The sequence below is a fragment of the Glycomyces sp. YM15 genome (genome assembly GCF_016918015.1).
Taxonomy (GTDB): Bacteria; Actinomycetota; Actinomycetes; order Mycobacteriales; family Micromonosporaceae; genus Glycomyces.
The window spans coordinates 46,347-73,122 of the sequence record NZ_JAERMK010000015.1 but is presented as its reverse complement, the minus strand read 5'-3'; the positions used below and the strand labels follow the sequence as shown (position 1 = coordinate 73,122).

Annotated in this window: 22 protein-coding genes and 1 pseudogene; 6 read left to right on the top strand and 17 right to left on the bottom strand. The window is 68.7% G+C overall.

The window, feature by feature from the left end:
* Positions 1 to 120: 120 nt before the first annotated feature.
* From JHY01_RS16950 to pruA, 8 genes are all read right to left on the bottom strand, one after another.
* On the bottom strand, positions 121 to 567 hold the full coding sequence (locus JHY01_RS16950) for a protein phosphatase (protein WP_205326839.1): 447 nt from the start codon (positions 565 to 567) through the stop codon (positions 121 to 123).
* Between the two features lie 106 nt (positions 568 to 673).
* Entirely contained in the window at positions 674 to 1,933 is a 1,260-nt protein-coding gene (locus JHY01_RS16945; RefSeq protein ID WP_205326838.1) for an MFS transporter, read from the bottom strand.
* A gap of 39 nt (positions 1,934 to 1,972) precedes the next feature.
* Positions 1,973 to 4,294 carry a CHAT domain-containing tetratricopeptide repeat protein gene (locus tag JHY01_RS16940; protein ID WP_240192913.1) on the bottom strand — a complete coding sequence of 774 codons (2,322 nt, stop codon included), beginning with the start codon at positions 4,292 to 4,294 and terminating at the stop codon, positions 1,973 to 1,975.
* A gap of 202 nt (positions 4,295 to 4,496) precedes the next feature.
* Positions 4,497 to 5,033 carry a hypothetical protein gene (locus JHY01_RS16935; protein ID WP_205326836.1) on the bottom strand — a complete coding sequence of 179 codons (537 nt, stop codon included), beginning with the start codon at positions 5,031 to 5,033 and terminating at the stop codon, positions 4,497 to 4,499.
* Complete coding sequence (locus JHY01_RS16930; RefSeq protein ID WP_205326835.1) at positions 5,017 to 5,634, bottom strand: RNA polymerase sigma factor; 618 nt, start codon at positions 5,632 to 5,634, stop codon at positions 5,017 to 5,019. Before JHY01_RS16930 ends, JHY01_RS16935 begins: the two co-directional genes overlap by 17 nt.
* A gap of 4 nt (positions 5,635 to 5,638) precedes the next feature.
* Positions 5,639 to 7,186 (bottom strand): S8/S53 family peptidase, encoded by a 1,548-nt coding sequence (locus tag JHY01_RS16925; protein ID WP_205326834.1) that lies wholly within the window; start codon positions 7,184 to 7,186, stop codon positions 5,639 to 5,641.
* Positions 7,187 to 7,554: 368 nt separating this feature from the next.
* Positions 7,555 to 7,854, bottom strand: a complete 300-nt coding sequence (locus JHY01_RS16920; RefSeq protein WP_205326833.1) for a DUF397 domain-containing protein — start codon at positions 7,852 to 7,854, stop codon at positions 7,555 to 7,557.
* Positions 7,855 to 7,911: 57 nt separating this feature from the next.
* Positions 7,912 to 9,537 (bottom strand): L-glutamate gamma-semialdehyde dehydrogenase, encoded by a 1,626-nt coding sequence (gene pruA / locus JHY01_RS16915; protein WP_205326832.1) that lies wholly within the window; start codon positions 9,535 to 9,537, stop codon positions 7,912 to 7,914.
* A gap of 213 nt (positions 9,538 to 9,750) precedes the next feature.
* On the opposite strand from pruA, the gene JHY01_RS16910 reads away from it, so the two are divergent.
* Positions 9,751 to 10,689: a hypothetical protein gene (locus tag JHY01_RS16910; protein WP_205326831.1), complete on the top strand. Its 939-nt coding sequence runs from the start codon at positions 9,751 to 9,753 to the stop codon at positions 10,687 to 10,689.
* Positions 10,690 to 10,736: 47 nt separating this feature from the next.
* On the opposite strand, the pseudogene JHY01_RS28160 reads toward JHY01_RS16910, so the two are convergent.
* A pseudogene (locus tag JHY01_RS28160) lies at positions 10,737 to 11,081 on the bottom strand (hypothetical protein); the annotation flags it as partial.
* A 40-nt stretch (positions 11,082 to 11,121) separates the two neighbouring features.
* Positions 11,122 to 14,019 carry a preprotein translocase subunit SecA gene (secA, locus tag JHY01_RS16905; protein ID WP_205326830.1) on the bottom strand — a complete coding sequence of 966 codons (2,898 nt, stop codon included), beginning with the start codon at positions 14,017 to 14,019 and terminating at the stop codon, positions 11,122 to 11,124.
* 114 nt (positions 14,020 to 14,133) lie between these two features.
* Here secA and JHY01_RS16900 point away from each other — a divergent pair, with 114 nt between their 5' ends.
* From JHY01_RS16900 to JHY01_RS16890, 3 genes are all read left to right on the top strand, one after another.
* Positions 14,134 to 15,255, top strand: coding sequence for a GNAT family N-acetyltransferase (locus JHY01_RS16900; RefSeq protein WP_205326829.1), 1,122 nt, complete (start codon positions 14,134 to 14,136; stop codon positions 15,253 to 15,255).
* Between the two features lie 99 nt (positions 15,256 to 15,354).
* A complete protein-coding gene (locus JHY01_RS16895; RefSeq protein WP_205326828.1) occupies positions 15,355 to 16,326 on the top strand; it encodes a GNAT family N-acetyltransferase in 972 nt (323 codons plus the stop codon).
* A gap of 84 nt (positions 16,327 to 16,410) precedes the next feature.
* A complete protein-coding gene (locus tag JHY01_RS16890; RefSeq protein WP_240192911.1) occupies positions 16,411 to 17,553 on the top strand; it encodes an Ig-like domain-containing protein in 1,143 nt (380 codons plus the stop codon).
* A 150-nt stretch (positions 17,554 to 17,703) separates the two neighbouring features.
* Here the strand turns inward: JHY01_RS16890 and hpf are convergent, their stop codons facing one another.
* From hpf to JHY01_RS16865, 5 genes are all read right to left on the bottom strand, one after another.
* A complete protein-coding gene (gene hpf / locus JHY01_RS16885; RefSeq protein ID WP_205326826.1) occupies positions 17,704 to 18,360 on the bottom strand; it encodes a ribosome hibernation-promoting factor, HPF/YfiA family in 657 nt (218 codons plus the stop codon).
* Between the two features lie 409 nt (positions 18,361 to 18,769).
* On the bottom strand, positions 18,770 to 19,411 hold the full coding sequence (locus JHY01_RS16880; protein WP_205326825.1) for a ComF family protein: 642 nt from the start codon (positions 19,409 to 19,411) through the stop codon (positions 18,770 to 18,772).
* 16 nt (positions 19,412 to 19,427) lie between these two features.
* Positions 19,428 to 20,786 carry an ABC transporter permease gene (locus tag JHY01_RS16875; RefSeq protein WP_205326824.1) on the bottom strand — a complete coding sequence of 453 codons (1,359 nt, stop codon included), beginning with the start codon at positions 20,784 to 20,786 and terminating at the stop codon, positions 19,428 to 19,430.
* Positions 20,786 to 22,066, bottom strand: a complete 1,281-nt coding sequence (locus JHY01_RS16870) for a hypothetical protein (protein WP_205326823.1) — start codon at positions 22,064 to 22,066, stop codon at positions 20,786 to 20,788. Before JHY01_RS16870 ends, JHY01_RS16875 begins: the two co-directional genes overlap by 1 nt.
* A gap of 96 nt (positions 22,067 to 22,162) precedes the next feature.
* Positions 22,163 to 22,855 (bottom strand): ferritin-like fold-containing protein, encoded by a 693-nt coding sequence (locus JHY01_RS16865; protein WP_205326822.1) that lies wholly within the window; start codon positions 22,853 to 22,855, stop codon positions 22,163 to 22,165.
* Positions 22,856 to 23,281: 426 nt separating this feature from the next.
* Here JHY01_RS16865 and JHY01_RS16860 point away from each other — a divergent pair, with 426 nt between their 5' ends.
* Both JHY01_RS16860 and JHY01_RS16855 read left to right on the top strand, forming a co-directional pair.
* Positions 23,282 to 24,961 carry a DEAD/DEAH box helicase gene (locus JHY01_RS16860; RefSeq protein WP_307814484.1) on the top strand — a complete coding sequence of 560 codons (1,680 nt, stop codon included), beginning with the start codon at positions 23,282 to 23,284 and terminating at the stop codon, positions 24,959 to 24,961.
* Positions 24,962 to 25,180: 219 nt separating this feature from the next.
* The gene (locus tag JHY01_RS16855) at positions 25,181 to 25,408 is read left to right on the top strand and encodes a hypothetical protein (RefSeq protein WP_205326820.1); all 228 of its coding nucleotides are present in this window, start codon (positions 25,181 to 25,183) and stop codon (positions 25,406 to 25,408) included.
* Positions 25,409 to 25,517: 109 nt separating this feature from the next.
* Here JHY01_RS16855 and JHY01_RS16850 read toward each other — a convergent pair whose 3' ends face one another.
* Together JHY01_RS16850 and JHY01_RS16845 are read right to left on the bottom strand one after the other, a co-directional pair.
* Positions 25,518 to 26,075: a DUF2231 domain-containing protein gene (locus tag JHY01_RS16850; RefSeq protein WP_205326819.1), complete on the bottom strand. Its 558-nt coding sequence runs from the start codon at positions 26,073 to 26,075 to the stop codon at positions 25,518 to 25,520.
* 23 nt (positions 26,076 to 26,098) lie between these two features.
* The gene (locus tag JHY01_RS16845; RefSeq protein ID WP_374199543.1) at positions 26,099 to 26,722 is read right to left on the bottom strand and encodes a MarC family protein; all 624 of its coding nucleotides are present in this window, start codon (positions 26,720 to 26,722) and stop codon (positions 26,099 to 26,101) included.
* Positions 26,723 to 26,776: the final 54 nt, after the last annotated feature.

Sequence of the window (26,776 nt, the reverse complement as noted above, 5' to 3'; positions counted from 1 at the left end):
CTGGTTGGGGGGGGGCCCCCCGGGGGGGGGGGGGGGGGGCCCGGCCCCCCCCCCCCCCCCCCCGCCCGTGTCTGCGGCTGCGCAGAGTGCTGCAGTGCGCGAATGTTCGCGGGCACCGGATCAATCGAACCGATCATTCGCGGTGAAACGGGTGACGAAGCGGCGTTGCCACGGGGCTTCTACCGCCTTCTCGGCGTAGTGCTCGCGAACGTAGGCGACCGCTTCGGCGGCCGGGACGCCGTCGAGGATCGCGAGGCAGGCGAGGGCGGTGCCGGTGCGGCCGTGGCCGCCATGGCAGGCGAACTCGACCCGCTCGGACTCGGCACGGACCCAGGCGGTGCGGAGCGCGGCCGCGAACGCGGGCTTGTCGTTCGGGAGGCGGAAGTCCGGCCAGCGGATCCACTCGGATTCCCAAGCAGCGGCGGGCGGTTCTTTGCCGAGCAGGTACAGCGCGAAGTCCGGCGTCGGTCCTTCCGGGAGCGGCCGGGCGAGACCGCGGCCGCGCACGAGGCGGCCGGAGGGCAGTCGCAGGACGCCGGGAGCGTCCGGGTTCCAGGTTGCCTTCATCCATCGGAATCTACTGCGCGCCAACGACTCGGGTATCGGCCGAATTGCGGAACACGCGCGGGTGCGTTCACCGGCGGCACCGTGCCGGAACCCATGCCGGGATCGTTCAGGACTGCAGCGCGCTTTCCTCGGGGATCTCCCTGAGGTTGCGCAGCGGCGTGCGCAGCAGCGGCACGAATCCGACGAAGAGCATCGCGGCCGCGATCAGCAGCGCGGCACGAGCGCTGAGCACGTCACCGGTGAAACCACCGACGATCGAACCGACGGCGAGCCCCGCCCAGCAGATCACCCGCTGCGTCGCGCCGACACGGCCCTGCATGTCGTCAGGGGTGACCGCCTGGCGGTAGCTGATGACGTTCACGTTGAACACGACGATCGCGGCCACGAACACCACCTGCCCCGCGAACGCCACCGCCGCGCCCCAGCCGGCGCCCGACGCGGCGACGATCGCCATGCCCGGACCCGAAACCGCCAGCGCCGCAATCGCAGTCGGGCCGACGCCCGCTTTCTTCGAGATCCGGCCGACCAGCATCGCCCCGAGCACCCCGCCGACGCCGGAACCCGCGAGCACGAACCCGGCGACCTCGCTCGACTGGTCCGCCTCGCGGATGAGGAACACCATGAGCATGGCCTGGAACGCCCCGATCGACAGGTTGCACCAGGTGCTCACCAGCAGGATGCTCCGCAGGAGCTTGTCGTGGAAGATGAACTTGACGCCCTGAACGATCTCGGTCCACAGGTGCGGTTTCTCCGGCTTCTCGGGTTCTTCCTCGCGGTACTTGATCGTCGCGACGGCGAACGCCGACACCGCGAACGACACCACCGCCACGACGATCGCCACCGGCGCTGTCAGTAGCGAGACGAGCGGGCCGGCGGCCAGCGGACCGCCCGTGTCGGAGGCCGACCTGATCCCCTGGATGCGCGAGTTGCCGCTCGCGAGGAATTTGTTGTCGATCAGTCGGGGAACGTAACTCGTCTGCGCGACATCGAAGAAGACCGAGGTCAAGCCCAGCAGGAACATCGCTGCGAAGACGTGCCAGACGGTCATGGCGTCGAACGCCCACGCGACGGGGACGCTGAGCATCACCACGCCTCTGAGGATCTCGCTCACGACGATGATCGGCTTGTCCCGCAACCGGTCCACCCAGACGCCGACCAGCAGACCGAAGAGCACCAACGCGATCTGGTCCATCGCGTACAGGATCCCGATCTGCGACTCGCTGAGGTCGAGCACGACGACCGCGATGATCGAGATCGAGAAGTACGCGACCTGCAGACCGATCTGGCTCGCCCCGACGGAGACGAAGATCCGCCGGTAGTCGGGGTTGCGGAACATGGACTTGGGCTTCGTCTCGGGTTCGGTCATCAGGGGTGGACCTTTGTGTCGGGGGTGGTTTCTGGAACGCTAGGCACCGAACGCGACGAACGGATGCCATGGTCGGTGCTCCCCCACTGCCGCAAGGGCTTCGGCGGGGGTCGCACCCGCAGCGCAGCGGCGGTGGTATTCGATCATCATCTCGGCGGCCATGTCGTCGGGTACGCGACCGAGGCTTGATACCACTGTGGAGGTTCCGGCGTGCAGGAGCGCCGCGGTGAAGCCGAGTGTCTCGTTGCCGACCGCGACGGTTGACCGGCCGAGGTCGCAGGAGGACAGCACGACGTGGCCGGGCGGTTGGTCGAGGCCAAGGAGTTCGTACGCGTTGAGCGGGCCGAGGCCGAAGTCGAGGCGGGAGAAGAGGACGTTGTCGGGCTCGTGATGCCCATGCGCCGCAATGTGGGCTACAGAGGCGCCGTCGAGCGCCTTCAGAACCAGCTCGGGGTCGGAATGTTCGGCGGTTATCAGATTCGCGGCCGGGTAGAGGCCGGCAACCGTTTCAATCTCACCGCCAGCGCGCGAGAGCCCGGGGCCCGCCGCCACCAGGGCAGGACCGGTCGCACGGGTGCGATGCACCGCCCGCCACCAGGCCTCGGCAGAGGGCGAGACCGTCATTGGACGACCACGAAGCTGCGGCAGCAAAGGCCAAGGGACCCAGGCGAGTCGGCTGTGCGGGACGATGACCACCTGGCTGTCGCCCACGTAATCGGCGATCGGGCCCCAGATTCCCGCAGCGAGAGCCGCAGCGTTGCGACGCAGCGAACCCTCTACGCTCGACTGGAGGCGCGGAGGCAGCTTGAAAGGCTTGCCAAGGGCATCAAGGTCTGCACCGAGGCGGCGTTCAAGCTCGGAAGCATCGGCGAGCGGAAGCAGGCGGACATGCTTGAGCCCAGCACCGCCGGCCAGGACCGCTCGGAGAAAGCCGCCGACCTCGTAAAGACTGATCACGACGGTGCCCCGAGATTCCGCAAGTTCGTGGAGATCCTCGGGCACGACACGGTCCGCTTGCTGCCCCGGTCCTGGCTTTGCACGATCGTAGGCGCGGATCTCCTCTTCCAGGCTTTGCACGCGCCCGAGCGCTTCGGTCGCGTCTCCGCCTTCGACTTGAATGTCCCAGAGCAGTTGGCGCGCTTGACGCAGTCGGCCAAGAGCCTCTCTGGCATCGGATTCGGCCGAAGACTTGACCGGTGGAATCCTCAGCGCCTGCGCCCGACAACGCTCGGCCCATCGGAACATGTCCGACGGGGTGCCGTGGTTCGTAGTGTGCGTCAACCCCCTACTTGCCAGCTGGACACCAAGCGCCGAGACACCAGCCTGAAACTCGACCGAGCCGAAGGTCATTCGGTACTCGTCGAGGAGGTCGAGGCCCGCCTGCAGCTCCGGCATCGGATCGAGTCCCCGTGCTTCGGCGAGCTCTGCGCGGGCAAGGTGCCGCGCAAGTCCTTCCGCCAGCGCCTCATAGCCAGGCCCCGCCTGGTTCTCGTCCAGGGCGGTTTCGATCCCTTCAAGGTCGCCTGCCCTGATCCGCGCGCGAGCTGCAAGAATCTTGGCTTGATTGAGCCGCATCGTCCACCCGCGCTGCTCCAGCGCGACGCAAAGCCGCGAAACCTTGTCTGCGAAATCGAATCCTTCGGTTCGCGAATCGAACTGCCCCTGAAGGATCAGCAATCGCGCCAGGAACGCCATCGGCTCGTTGCGCTGTTCGTAGAGCGAGTCCATTGCCCGCTTCGCCCAGACGGTCGCCAGCTCGAACTGATTGTCTTCGAAGGCCGCAACAGCTCTCCAGAATTCGAAGATGGCCGCACTTCGGTGGTCTCCAGCCAGGCGCAGAGCGGCTATCGCATCGGCCCAGTGCTCTGCCGCCTGGCGATACATTCCGACGTACAGGAGCGCATCGGCGTAGGACCCTTCCAGGAAGGATTCGAGTTCCGGAGCGTATTGGCGGTACTGCACTCGAAGCAGATCGAACGCCTGCAGCGCTTTTGCCATTTCGCCGAGGTCCAGCAAGATCAACGCCTCGGCGTGGCGCGCTTTCGCCTGAAGCAGAGGGCTGCCGATCGCTTCGTACAGCCGGATTGCCCGTTCAATGCTCGCCAGGCCGCGCTGCAGCTCACCGAGATCGCGCCACACCGCGGCCCGGTTAAGGAACAGCCCCGCGTACAGCCAGTCGGGGCCATTGGCCTCGAGATGAGGTTCCGCCGCTTCGAACCAGCGCAACGCATCGGTCAGCCGGCCGTTCTGCCAGAGTATGAAGGCGCGCTGATGGAGCAGGATCCCGAGATCGGATTCGTGGACGAACTTCTCCGCCTGATCCAGGAGCTTCATTCCTGCCGGAGAATCGCCGAGGTGCATCAAGGTCACCGAGCGAGTGGTGAGGACCCTGGCAGTCAATCGTGCACGCGAGGTGCCGACGGGAGGGGGATGCCGGGGGTCCCACTCAAGCAGAGCCAGCGCGGTCTCAAGGGCCTCTGCGGCTTCGACAATCTGTCCGCGTGCCTGCAGGCGACGGCCGCGGGAGTACAACCGCCATACGCGGGAGAGCATTCTTCATATGCTACAGCCGGACTGCAGGCGTCACGACCACAGCTGGCAAGCCGACTCTCTGCAGATCTTCCTCAGGCCGGACCACGAGCTGGAACATCTGATCGTTGGGCAGGCCCTCGACGACGAACCGACCGGACTCGTCGGTGGACACGCGCCGAGCGCCGCTGGGGCTCCGCAACTCGACCTCATAGGATCCCTCAGGTGCTATCCAGCCGTCGAGGCGGAGTTCCCCCAGTGCGGAAGGGCGAGGGGTCACCATGACCGCGACCGATTCGCAGTCAAAGGTGATCGATGCTGGATCTCCTTGATTCACAGTCAGCTCGGCGTCTCCGCGAACCAACGTCAATTCCGTGGGCCGATAAACGTCGGCGACCCGTGCATCGAGTTCGGCTTCGAGTTCGAGCACGAACTGCACACGTTCATTGAGATCGGTCGGAATCGGATCGTCTCGATGATGAAGCTCGTTGATCACTGCGAGAATCCGTTCGTCGCAGGAGTCCAACGGCTCGAATTCACCCTGACTCTCGTATTCAGGCTGCATTTTCATCCCGCTCCTCACCTCCGTCCCAGGACGGATCGTCCTGGAGCGCCCTTCTCAGTTTGTCCAAGCACCGGCCACGGGTCGGGCCGATGCTCCCCCTCTTCATTCCCAACGCTTCGGCTATCACGTCGTAGTCGGGCCGGGCTGTTGTCGCCACGAAGGCGAGCAATCGCCGGCACCGCTCTGATTGGGCAAGGAAGGCGCGTCGGACGGCCTCTCGCTCGACGTCGCGGACGAGGCCGTCCTCGATGCCTTCGATGGCCGCTCCCTCCGGGATATCAATCGGATCGGCGACGACCTCGCGCCGCATATGACCGATCTGCTTCCAGGCCTCGCGGCTGACCGTGGTGAGCAGCCACTTGGTGAGCGCACGAGGTTGTTCCAGCTCTTTCTCGATGTGCCACAGGCGAAGCCAGGCCGTCTGCACGACGTCCGAGGCGCTTTCGCGGTCCAGGCCGGTCCTGCGGGCAGCTCGCCACAGGAGCTCGTTGAGCTCCCCGACGAGAGTTCTCTGCGCCGTGTTGTCCCCGGCGCGCGCAGCGAGATAGAGCCGCGCGCGCCGGTCGTAATCCACAGCGGCCACCGAGTGAGCCGAAGTCGCGTTCATGGCATCAGGCTAGCTGCTTCTTCAACCGCTTCAACGCCTCGTGTGCGCGCGCTGACGCTTGTGCAGCGCCGTCCACCGCTCCAATCTCTGCCTCCGACATGGCGTTCACAAGGAACGCCGCCGCCAACGGCGCGGCGAACGAAGTGCCGCTCCAGACCGCGAATCCGGACGAGAAGTCGTCAGGATCGTGGCTCTCACGGTGACGGTTGAGGATCGTCGACTTCGCTCGGCGGTCCGGCATTCGCGAACCCTTGGCCTCACAGGGGAACGTGCTCACCAACCCGGCCCCGGTGGCGTAGCACGAGACCCAGGGGCCCTCGTTCGAGAACATCGCGATGTGGCGATTGGGGTTGAGGGCTCCCACGCTCAGAATCGGCGCAGCGTTCTCCGTCTGCGGGTAAGCCGCGAACGCCGCCGGGTAGAACGGCCGGTCCGAGGACTGGTTGCCGGCAGCGGCCACGACCGGAATTCCCAGCCGGGCCAGGCGCTGCACAGCATCACCGATCCAGCCACCGGGTTCGTCGTGCGGGTTCTCGTCCACATAACCCATGGCCAGCACTACGACATCGACGCCGAAGGCCTCCCTGTCACCGTTTCGGACGGCCTCGACCTGATCGGCGACGTGGTGCAGTGCCGCGATGACCTCGTGCTCGTAAGCAAGACCATCGTTGTGGACCACTCGGAGTGAGTAGACCTGGACATCGGGAGACATCTGTCGGAGCAGGCCGGTCATGAAGGTCCCATGGCCGAAGTGGCTGGCGACCTCGCCGATGAGGGTCGGCTCGTGAACCGGACCCTCCCAAGGGTCGTCAAGCGGGATCGCGGGTGAGTCGGAATGTTCACCGAGCTTCGCCTGGAAGGCATGATCGACCACGACGAAGGAGTCTTCGCCTTCAGTGCGGTCGGAAACGTCGAAGGCGGGGTGCTTGGTCGGAACCCCCGTGTCGAGAATCGCGACACGGAGTCGGCCATCCAAGCGGCTGCGCACGGGCATTGGGTTGACCATGTCGACAGGGATGCGTCCCAGGGAGAATGCCCGCGGATCTCCGAGGGGAGGCTCACCACCGCTCACGCCCGGCGTTCCCTTGGAACAGATCATCAAGTGTTCAAGACGAACCTTTTCGAGGAGGTCCTCGGAAAGGCTGTCTTCGCTGGTGTCGGTGCGCAGGCGCTGAAGCAGTGACCAAGCATCGACGGCGGACTGGTCACCGTGGGCACTGACAACGGGAACCCGGTAGGAACCCTGCCCCGCGACGATCGAACTCGCGGCCTGGCTCTCGAGCCACAATCCGGTGGGACTTATCGCGTTCTCGAGCTTTTCGCGGGTCTCCGCGTCGTTGATGACCGACTCGTCCACCAGCAGGCGGTCGTAACGGTAAATGGTCCCGACCGGGGCGGACTGACCCGCGGTGCGGACGACCTGGCCCGGGGCCAGGACGCGGCCGCCGTGGCGGTCCAGCGTCGAGTAGGAGAGTTCGGGCACGCCGCTCATGTGGTCGCGGCGGGGGTTGGGCTTCAGATGGGGTTCGTGATCGGCGAACACCAATCGCATGGGAGCTCCTCTGCTGGTCTCGGGGGTCTATGCGGTTGTCCGGTGAGGAGGGGGATCCTTCGCGATCCATTCTCCTCGCCTGCCGCCATGCGTGGGGTACGGCGAAGCTTGCGAGCCGTAAATGTGCTCAGTCGCAAGGCGCCGATAGGTCGGGAGGCACTCAAGCCCGGAATGCCGCGAACGCCACGGGCTGGACGGAAATCACGTCATTCACCAGGGAAGAGACCGTCGAGTCCGTTCGGATACACGGACGCACGGGGATTCTGAAGATGGCACATCCGGAACAGGTGCGAAAACGGAGCGACCGCGTCGGCGATCGATGCGCCGGCGCGGTCGTGCGGTCTCGGATTCGGTTGTGGCCCTGCGGGTTACTTGCTCGCGGGCGCGTCTTCCTCGTCGTCTTCGATGATCTCGACGATGGGCTCGTCGTCCCAGGTCTCGATGTCGAACTCGCCGTCGCGGACGCCTTCGACGAAGGCCTCCCATTCGGACGGGGTGTAGATGAGGATGTCGCCCTCGGGGTCCTCGGCCATGCGGAGGGCCACCAGGCCGTTGTCGGCGTAGCCGATCTCGAGCGCGGCGGGCGTGCCGTCCTCGTGGGTGGTGCGTTCCCAACGGGCGGTGGCAGTGTCGAACTCGCCCTTGAGCGGATGCTCACGCTTCGTCATGGGCCAAGCATAAAAGGGCCCGGACTTCGCAGTCCGGGCCCCCTCGTTCGAGGCTGGCTAACCCTGGTGCGGGTAGCGGTAGTCGATGGGCGGCAGGAAGTTCTCCTTGATGGAGCGCGGGCTGACCCAGCGGACGAGGTTCTGCCAGGAGCCGGCCTTGTCGTTGGTGCCCGAGCCGCGGGAGCCGCCGAAGGGCTGCTGGCCGACGACGGCGCCGGTGGGCTTGTCGTTGATGTAGTAGTTGCCGGCCGCGAAGCGCAGTGCTTCACTCGCACGGGCGATCGCGGCCCGGTCGGTGGCGAAGACCGCGCCGGTGAGCGCGTACGGGGCGATGTCGGCGGCCTGGCGGACGACGGTGTCGAAGTCGTCGTCGTCGTAGACGTAGACGCCGTTGATCGGCCCGAAGTACTCGTCGGTGAAGAGCTCGTGCGTCGGGTCGGTGGACTCGATGAGGGTGGGCTGCACGAAGTAGCCCTGGGAGTCGTCGGCCGAACCGCCGGTGAGCACGGTGGCCTTCGGGTCGCCTTGCAGGCGTTCGAAGAGCGCGGTGTGCTTGGCGAAGGAGCGGTCGTCGATGACGGCGCCGCCGAAGTTCGCGAAGTCGGTGACGTCGCCGTAGGTGAGGTCCTCGGTCATGCCGACCACGATGTCCCGCAGGCCGCTCTTCCACAGCGAGGCCGGGACGTACGTCCGCGAGAGCGCCGAGCACTTCTGGCCCTGGTACTCGTACGCGCCGCGCACCATCGCCACGGCGAGCGACTGGGGCTCGGCGCTCGGGTGGGCGACGATGAAGTCCTTGCCGCCGGTCTCGCCGACGATCCGCGGATACGAGCGGTACCCGGCGATGTGCTGCCCCACGGTCTTCCACAGGTGCTGGAAGGTCTTGGTGGAGCCGGTGAAGTGGATGCCGCCGAGGTCGGGGTCGAGCAGGGCGACTTCGCTGTGCTCGCCGTAGCCGGTGACCATGTTGATGACGCCCGGCGGCAGGCCCGCCTCGAGGAGCACCCGCATCACGAAGTGCGCCGCGAACTGCTGGGTGGGCGAGGGCTTCCACACGACGGTGTTGCCCATGATCGCCGGGGCCGTGGGGAGGTTCCCTGCGATGGCGGTGAAGTTGAACGGGGTGATCGCGAGGACGAACCCGTCGAGCGGCCGGTGGTCGGTGCGGTTCCACAGACCCTTGGAGGAGTTCGGCTGGTGCCGGTAGATGCCTTCGGCGAAGCTGACGTTGAAGCGCAGGAAGTCGATGAGTTCGCACGCGGCGTCGATCTCGGCCTGCGTGGCGGTCTTGGACTGGCCCAGCATGGTCGCGCCGTTGAGGATGTCGCGGTAGGGCCCCGCGATGAGTTCGGCGGCGCGCAGGAAGATCGCGGCGCGGTCGGCGAAGTCGGTGCGGATCCAGTCGTGCCGTGCGGCTTTGGCGGCGGCGACCGCGTCGGCCCATTCGGCGGCGGTGGCCTCATGGGTGACGCCGAGGACGTGGGCGCGGCGGTGGGGCTGCACGACCTTGATCTCGGCGCCGGCGCCGCGGCGCCATTCGCCGGAGACGTTGAGGTCAAGGTCGAGCTGGGTGCTCGAGAGTTCGGCGAGCGTCTTCTGGAGGCTTTCGCGCTCCGGAGTGCCCGGCGCGTACGAATTGACCGGTTCGTTCTCCGGAGTGGGAACCGTAAACAAGGCGTCCATCGCGCCCTCCCGTCGAATCAATGGCTACTGCAGATTTATGTCTTTGATCAGTAGGCTACAAGATCGGCTGCCCTGTCGCCATCCTCGCACAGTTCAAGGCCCGTGACCTGCTGCGATGTGAACAAGGAGCGGTGCGCCCCGGGATTGATCCGCCCAGCCCACACTCGGGCCTCCGCAGGAATGCCCCGAGTGCCCGGTCCGTACTCTGGGCTGGTGACGGAAACGCAGGAAGCTCAGGACCCGATCAAGGAGTCAGCGGCGGCCGAAAGCGCCACGACCGGAACCGAGCACGCTTCTCCCCAGCCGGGCCTGGTCGCGCTGTGGGTGCTCAGCGCCTCCGCGGTGCTCTCACTCGCCGGGGTCGTCTTCTCGCTCTACCGACTCACCGGCATGGCCGACGGCCTCGACGACACCGGCGTGATGCTCCTGGCGAACAGCCTGTTCAGCCCCATCATCGTCGCCGCGTTCGCGGGCGCCGTCGCCGGCGTCGTCACGCCCCGGCTCTTGAGGGGCCCGCAGCGGGCCATGACCGCGCTCGGATTCACCGTGATCGGACTCGCCGCCGGGGCCGTCGCCTACACGAGCTTCGCCGTCGACGCTTCGATCGCCCTGGTCCTGGCACTCGTGCTGCTCGGCTCTGCGGTCGTCGGCGGCCTGTTCGCGCTGCCGAGGCGCAGCGTCACCGTCGTCGCCGGACTCAGCGCGACCCTGCTGCTCCTGGGCCTCATGTTCGCCCGCGGCCTGTTCGAATCGGCCACATCGGTGAGCCTCTTCTCCGACCCGCTCGACCAGTACGGCGCGCTCGGCCGCACCCTGCCGTTCATCGCCGGACTCGCCTGCGGCGTCTGCGCGTTCCTCTACCTGCGCAAGAAGAAAGCAGGCGTGAAGCTCCTCGGGCACCTGCTCGCCGGGGCGATCCCCGGCGCGATCTGGCTGGTGTCCACCGTGATCGCCCAGATCGGCGTCGAAGTGCTCCTCGGCGTCGGACTCGACGAGGTCTCGCCGCTCGACAACGCGTTCCTCGCGCTCAGCTTCCAGTGGCAGTACAACGGCTCGATGACGGCCATGTTCGCCGGCGCGTTCTGCGCCGTGCTCGCCTTCGGGCTGCTGCTGCCGAAGACCGCTAAGCCCAAGGCCGCCAACAGGTCCTGAAGCTCCGACGGGGCATACCAGTCGAGCACGTTCGACTCGATCGACTCCAGGTCGGGCTCATCCGAGGCGAGCTCGGCCGCGATCTCCTCGGCCGCGGCGGCGTCGTCCATGTGGATCGCCGCCACCTTCTTCAGCTTCACACTGCCGTCGAACGCGGCGGCCGTACTCCCCGGCTGATCCGCGACGAGCTCGTCGGGGACGTCAGCGGAGATCACCACCCGCCGCGGCGGCTGGCCCGGCAGCAACGCGACCGAGGCCAGCGCGGCGTCCGCGAACGCCGTGTACTCCAAGTCCTCCACATCGGCCTGCGGCGCCTCGCGCCTGAGCCAGGCCGTCACCGTGTGGACCGTGCTCGGCGTCACCTCACCGCGGGCGGCGAGGTGAGCCAGCATCTCCGCGTTCGCGGGCACATAGATACGACGGGTCATGCCCCTAGTTTGCGGCCCCGCCGGGCGCCCCGTGGCAGCGCTTGTACTTCTTGCCCGAACCGCACGGGCACGGCTCGTTCGGCCCCACCTTCTCGGACTGGCGCTGCTGCGGGTTCGCCTGCTTCGCCGGAGGCGCGGTCGAGGCCTTGCGCGGACCGGCCGAACGGGCGGACTTCGGGGCGACCTTCGCCGCGCCCTTCGTACCCGCGCCCGGAGTGCGCTTCACGGCGCGCTTCTGACCGGGGACCGGCTTCGGCGGGCGCTTGAACACCGCGCCGTCCTCGGTCGTGGTCTGCTGCTCGACACCGCTCGCGGTGTCCATCGACGGCGCCGACTGCACCAGCATCTCGGGCTTCTTCAGCGGCTCGAGGCCGCGGATCTGCGCCTCGGGTTCGGCCGCGCCCTCGGTCTTCTGCTTGAGCTCGGCGTTCATGAGGAACCGGACCGACTCCTCCTTGATGCCGTCGAGCATCGTCTGGAACATGTCGAAGGCCTCGCGCTGGTACTCGATCACCGGGTCGCGCTGCGCGTACGCCCGCAGGCTGATGCCCTGCTTGAGGTAGTCCACCTCGTACAGGTGCTCGCGCCACTTCCGGTCGATCGTCTGCAGCAGCACGCGGCGCTCGAGCTTGCGGAGGATCTCCTCGCCGAACTCCTCCTCGCGCGAGGCGTAGTAGGCGTGCGCGTCCTCCTTCACGGCGGACAGCAACGTCTCGGCGTCGAGCTCCGAGAGGCCCCCGGCCTTGTTCACGAGGTCCTTGTGCGAGATCTGGATCGGGTAGAGCTGCTTGAACGCTCTCCACAGTTCATCCAGGTCCCAGTCCTCGGCGTAGCCCTCGCTCGTCGCGCCCGCGACGTAGGCCTCGAGCGTGTCGTCGATGAAGTGCCCGATCTGCTCGGAGACGTCCTCGCCGCCCAGCACCTTGCGCCGCTCGTCGTAGATGACGGTGCGCTGGTTGTTCATGACCTCGTCGTACTTGAGGACGTTCTTGCGGATCTCGGCGTTGTGGCCCTCGATCTGCGACTGCGCCGACTCGATCTGGCGCGACACCATCTTGGAGATGATCGGCACGTCGTCCGGGACGCGCAGCCGGTTCATCATGGCGCGCACCGCATCCGCGTTGAAGCGCTTCATCAGGTCGTCGGAGAGCGAGAGGTAGAACCGCGACTCGCCCGGGTCGCCCTGGCGTCCGGCGCGGCCGCGCAGCTGGTTGTCGATGCGCCGCGACTCGTGGCGCTCGGTGCCCAGCACGTACAGGCCGCCGGCGTCCTTCACTTCCTCGGCCTCGGCCTTGGTGGTCTCCTCGAACTTCGCGAGGGCCTCTTCCCAAGCGGCCGCGTAGGTCTCCTCGTCGGCCTCGTCGATCCCGCGCGCGCGCAGGTCGGCGGCCGCGAGGTACTCGGGGTTGCCGCCGAGCATGATGTCGGTACCGCGACCGGCCATGTTGGTGGCCACGGTGACGGCGCCGCGCTGGCCCGCCTGGGCGATGATGTCGGCTTCCTTCGCGTGGTTCTTCGCGTTGAGCACGTTGTGCGGGATGCCGCGCTTCTTCAGGAACTGGCCGAGCATCTCGGACTTCTCGACCGAGGTGGTGCCGACGAGGATCGGCTGACCGGTCTCGTGGCGCTCGGCGATGTCGTCGACGACCGCCTGGAACTTGGCTTCCTCGGTCTTGTAGATGACGTCGGACTGGTCCTTGCGGATCATCGGCTTGTTGGTGGGGATCGGGATGACGCCCATGCCGTAGACGTTGTTGAACTCGGCGGCCTCGGTCTGCGCCGTACCGGTGATGCCGCCGATCTTGTCGTACATGCGGAAGTAGTTCTGCAGGGTGGTGGTGGCGAACGTCTGGTTCTCCTGCTTGATGTCCACCTTCTCCTTGGCCTCGATGGCCTGGTGGATGCCCTCGTTGAAGCGGCGCCCCGGCAGCACGCGGCCGGTGAACTCGTCGACGATGAGGACTTCCTTGTCCTCGGAGACGATGTACTCGCGGTTGCGCTCGAACAGCTCGTGCGCCTTGATGGCGTTGTTGAGGTAGCCGACGAGCGGGGTGTTCACCGAGTCGTAGAGGTTCTCGATGCCGAGGCGGTCCTCCACGCGGGCGACACCGCGCTCGGTGATCGCGATGGTGCGCTTGCCCTCGTCGACCTCGTAGTGCTCGTCGCGCTTCATCGTGCGCACGATCTCCGCGAACTCCTTGTACCAGCGCGGCGTGTGCTCGGCGGGGCCGGAGATGATGATCGGGGTGCGGGCCTCGTCGACGAGGATCGAGTCGACCTCGTCGACGAGCGCGAAGTGGTGGCCGCGCTGCACGAGGCCGTCGGCCGAGCTGGTCATGTTGTCGCGCAGGTAGTCGAACGCCAGCTCGTTGTTCGTCGAGTACGTGATGTCGCAGTTGTAGGCCTCGCGGTGCATCGCAGCGCCCTCGCCCGGGAGGACCACACCGACCGTGAGGCCGAGGAAGCGGTGGATCTCGCCCATCCACTCCGCGTCGCGTCGCACCAGGTAGTCGTTGACGGTGACCTGGTGCACGCCTTTGCCGGTGAGGCCGTTGAGGTAGACCGGGAGCGTCGACACGAGGGTCTTGCCCTCACCGGTCTTCATCTCGGCGATGTTGCCCTGGTGCAGGGCCGCGCCGCCCATGAGCTGCACGTGGTAGTGCCGCATCCCGCGGACGCGCTTGGCGGCCTCGCGCACGGTGGCGAACGCCTCGGGCATGAGGTCGTCAGTGGTCTCGCCGTCGTTCAGACGCTCTTTGTACTCGTCGGTGAGCGCGCGGAGCTCCGCGTCGGTCATCGCCTCGTACTCGTCCTCCAAGGAGTCGACCGCGTCGGCGATCGCGTTGAGTCGCTTGAGCGCACGGCCCTCGCCGGCTCGCAGTACCTTCTCGAACAACGACACGGAAGATCAGCTCCCACAGCAACGTCTCGGCCAAATCGGGTGGATTTCCCGGTCAATAGTACGCGTCGTCAGCGGCTGGCCCCGATGGCAGCCGGTGCGGCACAATCGGACGCTATGGAACCCGTCACCCTCACCGCCGACGGCCTGCGACTCGTCACGTGGGAGCAGCGGCACATGGCCGATCTCGCGAAGATCTACGCCGACCCGCTCATCGAGCGGTTCCTCGTCATGCCGCTGCCGTGGGCGGGCACCGCCCGCGAGCGCTTCGTGTGGCTGCAGGAGCGGCACTGGCAGAGCGGGAACCCTCGCTGGGCCGTGGTCGACGAGGTCGGGAACCTGGTCGGCTCGATGGCGCTCACCAAGTCGTTCCCGTACGAGTTGACGATCACGTACGTGACCGCCCCCTGGGCGCGGGGGCGCGGCGTGGCGCAGCGCGCGATCCGCGCCGCCGTCGAGTTCGGGTTCGAGAACCTCGGCGCCAAGCGCATCGCCTGGGACGCGATCGTGGGGAACCATGCCTCCCGCCTCGCGGCGATCCGCACCGGGTTCACCGTCGAGGGCATCGCCCGCAACGGGGTGCACCAGCGGGGCGTCTCGAAGGACTGCTGGGTCGGCGGCGTGCTGCCCGGGGAGGTGCGCGGGCCGGACGACCCGCCCGCGGACTACGCGGTCCTGAAGCGCCAGGCCGGGTACTTCATGGCCGAACGCGGCGAGCTGGAGACCGGCGCGGTCGGGCTGCGACTGCGGCCGCTGCGCGAGACGGACCTGGACGACCTCGCCGCGACCTGCGCGGACGCGGAAGTGCAGCGGTGGGTGGACCTGCCCGGTGACTACTCCAGGGCGATGGCCGACCGCTGGTTCGCGTTCACACGGGGCGCGTGGGACCGGGGCGAGCGCGTCCTGTTCGCGCTCGCGGACGCCGACGACCGGTACTGCGGTTCGGTCGATCTGGTCCTCAAGGCGCCGGGCGAGGCCGAGATCGGCTACTTCTGCTCGCCGTGGGCGCGCGGACAGGGCTGGATGACCGCGGCGGTCCGGCGGCTGTGCCGGCTCGGCTTCGAGGACCTGGGCCTGGAGCGGATCGAGTGGCGCGCGGTGGTCGGGAACGAGGCCTCGAAACGCGTCGCGGAGAAGGCCGGGTTCACGATCGAGGGCACGCGCAGGCGGACGCGGCGCGGCGGCGACGGGCGGGTCGACTCGTGGACCGCGAGCCTCTTCCCCGAAGCATTGAGCTGAGCGCCGACGACCTCGGTTGAGCCCGAAGACCCGCACAATGGGTGAATTCCGTTCGCCGAATGGTTGACGGGACGGTCCCGCCCCTGCTTGGCTGAGGGCGTGTATGTCTTCGAGCCCGTCGAGTGCGCGGCGTTCTCGCTGCGCTCCGCGCCCGAGGACGTGAAGGTCGACTGCGGGTTCGCGCCCGACGCCCTCGCGGTCGGCTCCGAGGGCGAGGCGGTCTGGGGCGCGCTCGGCTTCGACGACGTCGGCGGCACCGTCGGCGTGCGGTTCTGGGTCGCACCCGAGCGGCGCGGCAAGCACCTGGCGGCGGCGATGCTGCGGGCGGTCGTCCCGGGCGTGTTCGCCGCCGGCGCGTCGCGCCTCGAAGTGCGGCCGCCGGTGCGCGACCAGGCCGCGATCCGGGCGGCCATGCGGGCCGGGTTCCGACCCGACGGCGGCGTGGCCCGAGGCGCGTCCTGGGACGGCACCGCGGCCCTGATGCTCGGTCTGCTGCCGGGTGACGGGCCGGGTCCGACGCCGCGGGTGCTGCCGGACCTGCCGGGAGGGGCGCTCGGGGACGACCTGATCACACTGCGACCTCTGTCACCGGACGACTTCGAAGCGCATCTGCGGCACCGGTCGAGCCCGGAGGTCTACTCCGGCGCGGTCCTGCCGCTCCCGCCGAGCGCGGCGGAGGCCCGGGAGGTCTGCGAGTGGCGGGCGGCGGTCGAATGGCTGTGCGGACGCAGCGCCCTCATGGTCATCGACGACGGCGCGGGCTACCAGGGCACGATCGGGCTCTACGACGTGGCGCGCGTGGTCGGCACCGGCATGATCGGCTACGACCTGCGCCCCGAGACGCGCGGGCGCGGGTACGCGACGCGCGCGGTGCGGCTGGTGCGGCGGTGGGCGTTCAAGGAGGTCGGGCTCGACCGGGTATGGGCGGGGACCGACCTCCACAACACCGCGTCGCAGGCGGTCCTGCGGCGCGCGGGGTTCCGGCTCGAAGGCGTCGAGAGGGGCGGTCTGCCGACGCTCTCGGGGCGGCGGCGGGACACGCTGTTGTGGGCCTCACTTAGTAGTGATTGACGTGCAACCCAACAGGTGGCGTCGAGCGTCGAAGCTATAGTGATCTAGTCACTTCGCTTTGTGGAGGAACCCCCTTTGAAGCTCATGCCCGCGCGCGCCTTGGCGGTGCTGTCCCTGGTGCTCCTGGCAGGCGCCTGCGCTGCGCCCCAGACGGGGACGTTCACGCCGGCGCCGATCGTCCCGGTCGTGTCCATGGACGCCGTCGAGGACCAGGACCCGACCGCGCCGTTCACCCTGTCCGTGGTGGACGGCATCCTCGAAGAGGTCAATGTCACGTCCGACCGTTCCGAGACCATCGACGGCTCGTTCTCTGCAGACCTCACCACCTGGACCTCCGAAGGCATCCTCAATGCCGGGTCCACCCACACCGTGAGCGCGAAGGCCGTCAGCTCGGACGGCACCGTCACGGAGTTCGAGCAGCAGTTCAAGACCGAGGCCCGTGAGAGCTCGGGCTTCGAGGTCGCCGACGTCACCCCGGTGGCCGAGGGCGAGGAGGTCGGCGTCGGCGCGCCGATCATCGTGACCTTCACCGAGGACGCCCCCGACCGGGCCGCCGTGGAGCAGCTCCTGACCGTCGAGTCCGAGAAGGGCCACGAGGGCGCCTGGCGCTGGATCGACGACGACACGGTGATCTACCGCACGAAGGACTACTGGGAAGGCCACCAGACCATCACGTTCACCGCGAACTTCGAGGGCGAGTTCCTCGGCGACGACACGTGGGGCGGCGAGGACTACACCGCCCAGATGGTCGTCGGCGAGTCGCAGATCTCGTACGCGGACCTCGAGTCCCACACCATGACCGTCGAGGTCGACGGCGAGGTCGCCAGGGAGATCCCGATCAGCGGCGGCTCCGGCGAGGAATGGGAGTACTACACCGCCACCGGCACGCACCTCGTGATGGAGAAGTTCGCCGACAAGACGATGGTCTCCCCCGGACGTGAAGAAGGCGACGAGGGCTATTACTCGACGGACGTCAAGTGGGCCACCCGCATCAACGCGACCGGCGAGTTCGTGCACGGCGCGCCGTGGAACGGCAGCCTGGGCTCGGCGAACCTCTCGCACGGGTGCCTGAACGCCAGCCTCGCCGACGCCGAGTGGTTCTACCACATGGCGCAGCGCGGCGACCCCGTCGAAGTGACCGGCTCCCCGCGCGAGATGCCCTGGGACAACGGCTGGGGCTACTGGGTGATGTCCTACGACGACTGGAAGGAAGGCTCGGCCCTCTAGGTCCGGCCTGCACCGCCGACAAGCGAAATGAACATGGACGAGGCCCCGGGCGCGAGCCCGGGGCCTCGTCCGGTCCGGATGCCACCCCTCAACAACATCCGGACCGAAGAGGTGAAGTCCCCCTCTGCACTGGCGCTGGCGCGGTTCCGGCTAGAGGTCGAGCCGCAGCAGGCCGTAGTCGAAGGCCCTGCGGCGGTAGACGACCGTCGGGCGGCCGCTCTCCTTGTCGTGGAACAGGTAGAAGTCGTGCCCGACGAGCTCCATGTTCTGTAGGGCGTCGTCGACGGTCATCGGCTCGCCCGGGTGGATCTTCTCGCGGACGATCCGGCCGGGCAGGTGGTCCTCGACGAGGCCGTCGAAATGGTCGACGTCCTCGGAGATGAAGTGGGCCGAGGCCGCGTCCTTCGTTTCGGGCTCGGCGAGCAGGGTGCCGTTGTTGCCGTTGGAGGTCGCCTGCGCCACCGACATCGGGGCCTTCGTCCCTCCACGGTGGATGCGCTTGCGATCGGTGTTCTTGCGGAGCTGGTGGCCGAGCTTGGTGACGGCGAGCTCGAACGCGGACCTGAAGTCCCCCGCGCAGGCCTCGGCACGCATGACCGTCCCCTTGGGACGGCAGGTGATCTCCACTCGCTGGGCGTGGTCGGCCTGGCGCGGATTGGGCTCATGATAGAGCTCGACGTCGATATCGATCGCCTCCCCGTCGTAACGGGCGAGGTACTTGGCGATCTTCGATTCGATCTTCTCCTCGACGAGCTCGCGGTAGTGGTCGGGAACCTCCACGTTGCGACCCTTGACGACGATGTCCACCTCTGAACCTCCCAGGTGCATCCCGCGTCTGGCGGCGGTGATGCGAACGAAGTTGTGCGTGCTGGGTCCGGAGCCGATGGTCCGGTACGGCGGAAGGAGCGACCTCCTCTCACGGGTGGTACGACCTGGGGTTCCGCGCCTCAGTAATTGGGGGCGTTCACCTTTGGGCCATCTGGCCTCTGTCGTCTCGTTACCGATCTGAGATTTCGAGACTATCCCTTCGTTCACCGAAAGTCGACCCTTCGGCTACCGGAATTCTCCAATGGGAACGGGCACGAGCGCGCCGATTTCGGCGGACCGGAGATGACTCTTCGCATTCCCGGCCGAAGCGGTGACTAACGGCTTGTCGTCTTGGCGACACCGGGAGGGGTACCCGCCGGTATCGCCTCATGAACCAATTCCGCCGCACTCATGCGGCGGCGACCGCGATCGCCGCGGGCACGCCGATGCCCGCGCCGCGCAGGATGGCGGCAGCGGCGTCGAACGTGGCGCCGGTGGTGACGATGTCGTCCACCAGGATCGCGGGGCGCCGCAGCGCGGCGAGGGTCGCGAGGCGGCGCGGGACGGCGTGCAGGCTCGCTCGAGCATGGGCGGCGCGCTGCTGCGGGGTGAGGCCCACCGAGTCGGGCCGGGGCCGCGCCCGGAGCACCGGGCGGAGGTCCCCGAGGCCCGCACAGGCGTGGGCCACGTGGTCGAAACCGCGGGCGCGGCGGGCGGCGCGGGTGGGCGGGACGGGGACGAGCACGGCGTTGGGGACTTCGGCCGCCACGACCGCCAGCGCGCGGCCCAGGAGGGAGCCGAGCGCGGGGGCGAGTTCGCGGCGGGCGCGTTCCTTGTATTCGTTGAGCGCTTCGGCGAGCGCCCCCGTGTAGGGTCCGCCCGCGACGACGGGCGGCGCGGTGCGCACGGCAGGGGTGGCGAGGAGGGGGCGGAGGGCGAGCAGGTCGGCGGTGCAGTCGGCGCACAGACCGCCGCCCGCCGCCGGCGCGCTCCGGCAGGAGGCGCAGGCGGCGGGCAGGAACAGGTCTCGTGCGTCCTCGGTGAGTCTCACCGGGGACTAACGAGGGTCAGGCCCGGAGGGTCACCGCGGGCGGGATGCGGCTGGCGCGCCAGGCGGGGTAGACGCCGGCGACGACGCCGACGACCGCGCCGATGATCGGCCCGGCGGCGAACAGCATCGGGTCGAACACGATCTGCCAGTCGCGGTAGAGCGAGACGATCGCGGTGACGTTGACGCCGAGGACGGTGCCGAAGAGGCCGCCGATGAGTCCGATGAGGGTGGATTCCCACACGAACTGCATGGCGACCGCCCGCCTGGCGGCGCCGACGGCGCGTCGCAGGCCGATTTCGCTGCGGCGCTCCATGACGCTGACGAGCGCGGTGTTGGAGACCGAGACGGCGCCGATGACGAGCGAGACGCCGGCGAGGCCGAGCAGGAGGGCCTGCATCTCGTTCTCCACGCCTTTGCGGAAGTTCCGCAGGTCCGAGGGCTTGGTGACCGAGAGGTTCTCGGCGCCTTCGGGGAAGACGGCGGTCGGGGCGGTCTTGGCGACCTTGTCGGCGGCGCCGAGGTCGGTGCGGATGAAGACCTCCGCGGCCCCGTACTCGGGGTCGGCGGCGGTGCACGGGGTGGGCGGGATGATGGCGGCGCCGGTGAGCTTGGCTTCGCCTTCGGGCGCGGTGTAGATGCCGACGAGGGCGTACTCGTCGCCGTTGAGGTAGATCATCGGGCCGCCCGCGAGCGAGGCGTAGCCGAGGTCGCGGGCGGCGGACTCGTCGATGACGGCGACCTTGTCGTCGCGGGAGACGTGCCCGGTGTCGAAGGGCGCGCCTTCCACGAACGTGAAGCCGAACGCGTCCATCGCGCCGGGTTCCATGCCGAAGACCGGCACGTCGCGCACGTAGTCCTGGGACTCGGTGCGGGAGGCCTGGCGTTCTTCGCCTGAGGCGCAGAAGATGCCGGCGTTCTCGACGCCGATGATCTCCCGCACCCGCTCGCTCGACTCCAATGTGGGTGCGAATCCGGCGTCGCGCATGTTGTTGGAGAAGGAGACGGTGACCTGGGTGGCCTCGGTGGCGTTGAAGCGCTCGGCGATGGCCGCGGCCGAGGTGGACGAGAGGCCCACGGTGGCGACGGTGGCGGCGATGCCGAGGGCGATGCCGATCGCGGTCATCCAGGTGCGCATGGAGCGTCCGCGGAGGGACTGGAACGCCTCGTAGGCGATGCCCATGCTGCGGACTCCGAAGCGGCCCTGCCGTTTCGGCACTGCGGCCTTGGCGGCCTTCCGTTCCGCCTTGGCCGCCCGCTCGGCGGCTCGGCGGGCCTTGCGGCCGCGCGGTTCGGCCTCGACCGTCTCGCCGTCCTCCGTGGAGACGTACTCCAGGAGCTCGGTGTCGGTCTCGGGTTCGCGGCGTTTACGGGCCATCAGGCGTTTTCCCGGTCGCGCCAGGCGATCACGACCTCGTCGTCTTTGGCGAGCTCCCCTTCGACGGGCTGGACGACGCCGCGGCCCTCGTGGCGCAGGGTCACCTCGACCTCGACGTGTCGCTCCTTCTCGTCGTCGCCTTCGACGACGGTGAGCATGGTGCGGTCCTCGGCGTCGGTCCACAGCGCGGAGAGCGGGACGATGAGCGCGTCCTCGGCGGAGCGGGCGAGGATGAGCGTGACCTCCTGCTCCTCGCCGGGGGCGAGGTCGTCGATGCCCTCGATCTTCTCGGCGTCGAACTCGAAGACGGCGTAGGTGACTTCGACCGGTTGGCCTTCTTCACCGGACCACTCGTCCGGTTCGCCCTCCTCCTCGCGGGTCTCGAGCTCGAACGCGCCGACTTCCTGGCCCTCCATCGGGCCGTCGCCGAATTCGAGTTCGGCGTCGCCGCCGAGCTTCGAGAGCTCCGAGGCGGCCTTCTCGTCGAGTTCGGCCTCGAGCTTCCAGTCGCCGGAGGCGAGCACCATGACGGGCGCGTCGGTGCCGACGGGCGCGGACTGCTTGGCGTTGATCTTGCTGACCTGCATGGGCAGGTCGGGCAGGAACACGACTTCCGAGGCGGGCACGATCACTCGTTCCACAGTGGTGGCCTGGCCGCCGCCGGTGTTCTCGCCCTCGTCGCCTTCGCCCGCGGGGGGCGCGTCGTCGTCGCCCTCGGAGGTCTCGTCGGGGACCTCCTCGGAGGTCGTGGCGTGGTCGTAGCCGGCGTGGTCGTAGAGCTTCTTGACGTCGGCGATGGTGCGGGCGTCGAACGTGCCGGTCTTCGGGGTGCCGTAGATCTGCTGGAGCGCGAGCTGCAGCTGCTTCACGTCGGGCCCGGTGTCGCCCTCCTTGAGGTCGCGATAGGCCGGCACGTCGCCTTCGAGCGCGATCATCGGGCGGCCGGAGACCTCCAAGAGGACGGTGCCGGCCTTCACCTCGTCGCCGACTTCGAGCGGGAGCTTCGAGGCCAGCGCGGTCTCGATCCCTTCGGGCGGGTTTGCCGGGGCGGGTACTTCGAAGTCTCCGGTGCGGTTGAGTTCCGCGTCGAATTCGAGTGTGTCGATCAGCTGGTCCTGGTCGACCCGGACGGTGATCACACTGTCCTCGGGTTCGGCCGTCTCCTCGGCGCGCTGCGCCGGGGTGCGCGCCTGTAGCGCGAAGTACCAGGCGGTGCCGGTGGCGCCGAGCAGCGCCAGGGCGAGCACCCCGCTGACGACATGGCTTTTCTTGAGCCGCATGTTTGTGTCCTCCTCCACCGCCAAGACGCGTGGAAGGAAGGGTCCAGTTGCGGCCGATTCATCTCGATTCGGTAACGCCCCTTGCGGGGGAACGGGTCAGTTGTTCAACCCGACGGACTTCATGCGGTCCTGGTGCGCGCGGGTCAGCCTGCGCAGCAGGGCGTCGAGGGTGCCGCCGTCGCCCACGATGATCGCGGTGAGGCGCTCGTTGGCGGCGGCCACGCCCTGGGCGCGGTTGATGCCCTCGCCGACGAGGCGGCGGGCCCACAGGGAGAGGCGGCCGGTGACGGCGGGGTCGGCCTCGACGGCGGCGCGGATCTCGTCGGCGGCCAGGTCGGAGGCCCCGGTCTCGGCGAGGACGGTCTCGATGAGGAGGCGGTCCTTGTGGTCGAGTCCGGCGGAGACGACGCGGAAGAAGTCGTCGGCGACGGCGTCGCCGAGGTAGACCTTCACCAGCGCCTCGAGCCAGTCGCGCGGCGAGGTGGAGGCGTCGAAGGAGCGGAAGGCCTCCTTGAACGGGGCCATCGCCGCGCCGGGGTCGGCGCCGAGCTCCTGCAGGCGGTCGGCGAGGAGCCGGTAGTTGCGAATCTCACCCACGGCCGCCTCCGAGAGGGCGGCCCGGCGGCCGAGGTCGGGCGCGAGCCGCGCGTCGTAGACCATCCGTTCGAACGCGAGCAGTTCGCCGAGGGCAAGCAGCCCAAGGAGATCGATGACGGCCTCGCGGCTGGGGGCCGCTGCGGCGGGGACCGGGTCGTCGGACTGCGCGGCGGGATCAGTTGTCTCGGACACGGGGGCAGGTTACCACTGGCCCGGAGCGGCCTTCGCCTTCGCGGGCCTGTCGCGAACTGGACCGTTGCACGTGTCTTCGCAGGTCGGCGGGGCCCCGAACGGGTGAGTCCGCCCACGTGGGCGCTAGCGAACGCCCGGCTCGCAGCGTCGCTCCGAGACGGAGGAGCGTCCGGGGCGTACGATGGACGGGAGCGACCGCGGCCATCTGGTGGCAGTCCCCTCGACGAAGCTCGCGAATCCGATTCGGCGATGCGAGCGCGGCGATGCGAGAGCGGTCCTCGAACGCGGTATCGGCGCCAGGCGCCGGACCGCTCCTGCGAAGCGGCGACTTCCCGAATCCGGCGGTCGTCGCCGCTGTATGACGAGACTGAATGTGGCGCCGAGTTCCCCGGATCTGGTGACGTCCTCCGCCACGAGGTGAACAGAGTGAACGAAGTGAACAACGACCGGCCCAAGAACGAGGGGCCGACCTTCGCCCAGCTGGGCGTCAGAGAAGAGACCGTCGAAGCGCTTGCGGCGCTCGGGATCGAGCGGGCCTTCGCCATCCAGGAGTACGCGATCCCCATCGCCCTCCGCGGCTCGGACATCATCGGCCGCGCCCCCACCGGCACCGGCAAGACCTTCGGGTTCGGCCTGCCGATCATCGACCGGATCGTCTCCGCCGAGGAGGGCGCGAGCGGCAAGCCGCAGGCGCTGATCCTGGTCCCCACCCGCGAACTGGGCCTCCAGGTCGCCCGCGACCTCGAGGACGCCGGCAAGACCCGCGGCATCCGGGTCCTCCCGATCTACGGCGGCCGGGCCTACGAGCCCCAGGTCGAGGCGCTCAGGACGGGCGTCGACATCATCGTCGGCACCCCCGGACGGCTCCTGGACCTGTACAAGTCCAAGCACATCAAGCTGGACGCGATCGCGCACTGCGTGCTCGACGAGGCCGACCGCATGCTCGACCTCGGGTTCTCCGAGGACGTCGAGAAGATCCTCAAGCTCCTCCCCGAGGAACGCCAGACGATGCTGTTCTCGGCGACGATGCCTGACACGATCATGTCGCTGTCGCGCCGCCACATGCACCGGCCCATGACCGTCGCCGCCGACGTGACCGGCCCGGACCAGGAGGCGGCCAATAACACCCGCCAGCTGGTCTACATGACCCACGCCCTCAACAAGGTCGAGGTCACGGCCCGGATCCTCCAGGCCCGCGAGCGCGGCCTGACGATCCTGTTCTGCCGCACCAAGCGCGCCGCGCAGAAGGTCGCGGACGAGCTCGACTTCCGCGGCTTCGCGGTCGGCTCGGTCCACGGCGACCTGGGGCAGAACGCGCGCGAGCGGGCCCTGCGGGCCTTCCGCGCCGGGAAGATCGACGTGCTCGTGGCGACCGACGTGGCCGCCCGCGGCATCGACGTCCCCGACATCACGCACGTGATCAACTACGACGCCCCCGAAGACGCCGACACGTACGTGCACCGCATCGGCCGCACCGGCCGCGCGGGCGCCACCGGCATCGCGGTCACCTTCCTCACCTGGGAGGACCTGCCGCGCTGGAAGATCATCGTCAAGGCCAACAACCTCGACATCGGCGAGCCGGTGGAGACGTACCACACGTCCGACCACCTGTACACCGACCTGGACATCCCCGAAGGGGCGCCGTCGTCGCTCCCGAGCGAGCTCCGCAAGCGCGACGGCCTCAGCGCCGAGCGCGAGGAGAACGTCGAGGGCGACACCCGCAAGTCCGGTCGCGGCCGAAGCCGTGGCCGCGGTGACCGCGACCGCGGTCGCGGCGGGAACGACCGCCGCAGTGGCCGCTCAGGCGGGCGCGGCGAGGGCTCGGGCGAGCGCTCCGCGGCTTCGCGCGAACGACTCACGGTCGACGACAACGGCTCGGTCGTGGGCGGTTCAGCGGACGGCGGCGAGGCTCCGGCCCCCCGCAGCCGCCAGCGCCGCCGCATCCGCACCGAAGGCGCAGGGACCGAGGCGAAGGCCCCGCGCCAGGCCAAGCCCGAAGTCGACAGCACTCCCGGCGCCGACGCCGAAGGCGACGCCCCGGCCCGGCGGCGACGCCGTCGCCGCCGCCCCACGGGCGACAACGACCGCCAAGGCGGCGCCGAATAGGCGACAGCCAAAGCAGCACGGCTCGGGCCGGTGTCCCTCGATCGAGGGACACCGGCCCGTGCCGTCTCGTCGTGCCCCAGCGCCGTTGTTGAGCACGGGTCGCGCCGCGCCGCCCCCAGGAGGGCGGATCCCGCTCGTGACCGCCGCTGCGAACCCCCCTGCCCCGGCCGCCACGGCGACCCCGGAGCCGCCGCGGCACTCCGGCGCTACGCTTTCCCGATGAGCGACCGCAACGAGTACGACGGCCCGCCCCTCAACGTGCCGCCTCCGCCCGGCTGGCGGGTCGAGGCCGTGGCGCTGCCGAGCGAGCCCCGCACGCTGCCGCCCCAGGACCACGCCGCGATCAACGCTGCCGAGCAGCGCGCCCGGCTCGTCACGCACTGGATCACCCTCGTCAGCGTGGCGCTCATGTTCACCGTCCTCATCGTCGGACTCCTCCAGGGCTGAGCTCCGCGGGGATCCGCATCGCGCCCATCGACCTTGCGCCATCCGCAGACGCGTGCGGCCCCGGCCGGGCATCCGCCCGGCCGGGGCCGTTCTCGTCTATGCCATGCGGCTACTGCGGCACGCTCGACTCCCAGACCATCGTCGCGCCGGAGTGCCCGGACCTGAACAGCCAGTAGGCCGCCAGCACGAGCAGGGCGAGGGCGATGACGCCGACGATGAACATGACGACCTTGCGGCCTGTGGCGGCCGGGTCGCTCGAACCGGTCGAGGCGGTCTCGTCGTCCCCGTCCGCGGCCGGTGCCGGGGCTCCGGCGTCCCGCTGCAGCGCGGCCCGCCGTCCCCGGTCGAGCGCGGCGAACAGGAGCCAGATCGGGACCAGGGCGACCAGTGTCCACAAGAGCCACCAGCCGTAGTCCTGGTGCTGCTGCACGGCTTCGGACCAATTGCCGGCACCGAAGGTGAAATCGGCGAACATCTCGCCGCTCCAGATGGAACCGTAGACGGCGGCCGGCGACACCAGCACCAGCGCCGCGACGGCCCAGCCGATGCGCCGACGCAGCGGCGGAACCAGGAGGTAGGCGATGCCGCCCAATACGAGCAGTGCGACCAGGATGATCGGGGCGTGCACCGCGAGCGGGTGGATCGGCAGATCAAGAATCGTAGGCATGGGTTTAATTGAACCCTAAAGCGTCACCAACCGGAAGCTCCCGCAGAACTTTCGAAGAGTTCGACGTAGCCCATCACGGCATCTGCTATGAGCTGCACCGCGATCGCGGCCAGCAGCACGCCCGCGATCCGCGTCAGCACCTCGATGCCGCCGCGCCGCAAGACCTTCACCAGGAACCCCGAGTAGCGCATGACCAGGTAGATCGAAATGTGGATGACGAGGATCGCCAGCGCGATCCACAGGTAGTCCGCATGGGACGGTGCCTGCTGCACGAACAGGATGACCGCGACGATCGCGCCGGGCCCGGCCAGCAGCGGCGTGCCCAGCGGCACGAGCGCGATGTTCGAAGTGGCCGTGCCCGAGGGCTCGTCGGCCTGGCCGGTGAGCAGCTGGAGGCTGACGAGGAGCAGCAGCAGCCCGCCCGCGCCCTGGAGCGCCTCGAGGTCGATGTGGAGGTAGTTGATGATCTGCTGGCCGAGCAGCGCGAACAGCGAGATCACACCCAGGGACAGGAGCGTCGCCTGGAGCGCGGCCCGGTTGCGTTCGCGCCGATCCATCGTCCCGGTCAGGGCCAGATAGATCGGCACGATCCCCGGAGGGTCCATGATGACGAAGAGGGTCACCATGACCGTCAGCAAGTATTCGATTCCACCCACGCTGCGAGTATGTCAAGTCCGCTCGGTCACAGCCTCTGGTTCGAG

Coding starts and splice junctions, on each gene's coding strand:
- JHY01_RS16935 (WP_205326836.1), bottom strand. CDS start 5,033: ATGAAAATGCAGCCTGAATACGAGAGTCAGGGTGAATTCGAGCCGTTG.
- JHY01_RS16940 (WP_240192913.1), bottom strand. CDS start 4,294: ATGCACCTCGGCGATTCTCCGGCAGGAATGAAGCTCCTGGATCAGGCG.
- JHY01_RS16890 (WP_240192911.1), top strand. CDS start 16,411: ATGCCCGCGCGCGCCTTGGCGGTGCTGTCCCTGGTGCTCCTGGCAGGC.
- JHY01_RS16900 (WP_205326829.1), top strand. CDS start 14,134: ATGGAACCCGTCACCCTCACCGCCGACGGCCTGCGACTCGTCACGTGG.
- JHY01_RS16850 (WP_205326819.1), bottom strand. CDS start 26,075: ATGCCTACGATTCTTGATCTGCCGATCCACCCGCTCGCGGTGCACGCC.
- JHY01_RS16930 (WP_205326835.1), bottom strand. CDS start 5,634: ATGAACGCGACTTCGGCTCACTCGGTGGCCGCTGTGGATTACGACCGG.
- pruA (WP_205326832.1), bottom strand. CDS start 9,537: ATGGACGCCTTGTTTACGGTTCCCACTCCGGAGAACGAACCGGTCAAT.
- JHY01_RS16920 (WP_205326833.1), bottom strand. CDS start 7,854: ATGACGAAGCGTGAGCATCCGCTCAAGGGCGAGTTCGACACTGCCACC.
- JHY01_RS16945 (WP_205326838.1), bottom strand. CDS start 1,933: ATGACCGAACCCGAGACGAAGCCCAAGTCCATGTTCCGCAACCCCGAC.
- JHY01_RS16870 (WP_205326823.1), bottom strand. CDS start 22,066: ATGCGGCTCAAGAAAAGCCATGTCGTCAGCGGGGTGCTCGCCCTGGCG.
- JHY01_RS16875 (WP_205326824.1), bottom strand. CDS start 20,786: ATGGCCCGTAAACGCCGCGAACCCGAGACCGACACCGAGCTCCTGGAG.
- JHY01_RS16855 (WP_205326820.1), top strand. CDS start 25,181: ATGAGCGACCGCAACGAGTACGACGGCCCGCCCCTCAACGTGCCGCCT.
- JHY01_RS16950 (WP_205326839.1), bottom strand. CDS start 567: ATGAAGGCAACCTGGAACCCGGACGCTCCCGGCGTCCTGCGACTGCCC.
- JHY01_RS16925 (WP_205326834.1), bottom strand. CDS start 7,186: ATGCGATTGGTGTTCGCCGATCACGAACCCCATCTGAAGCCCAACCCC.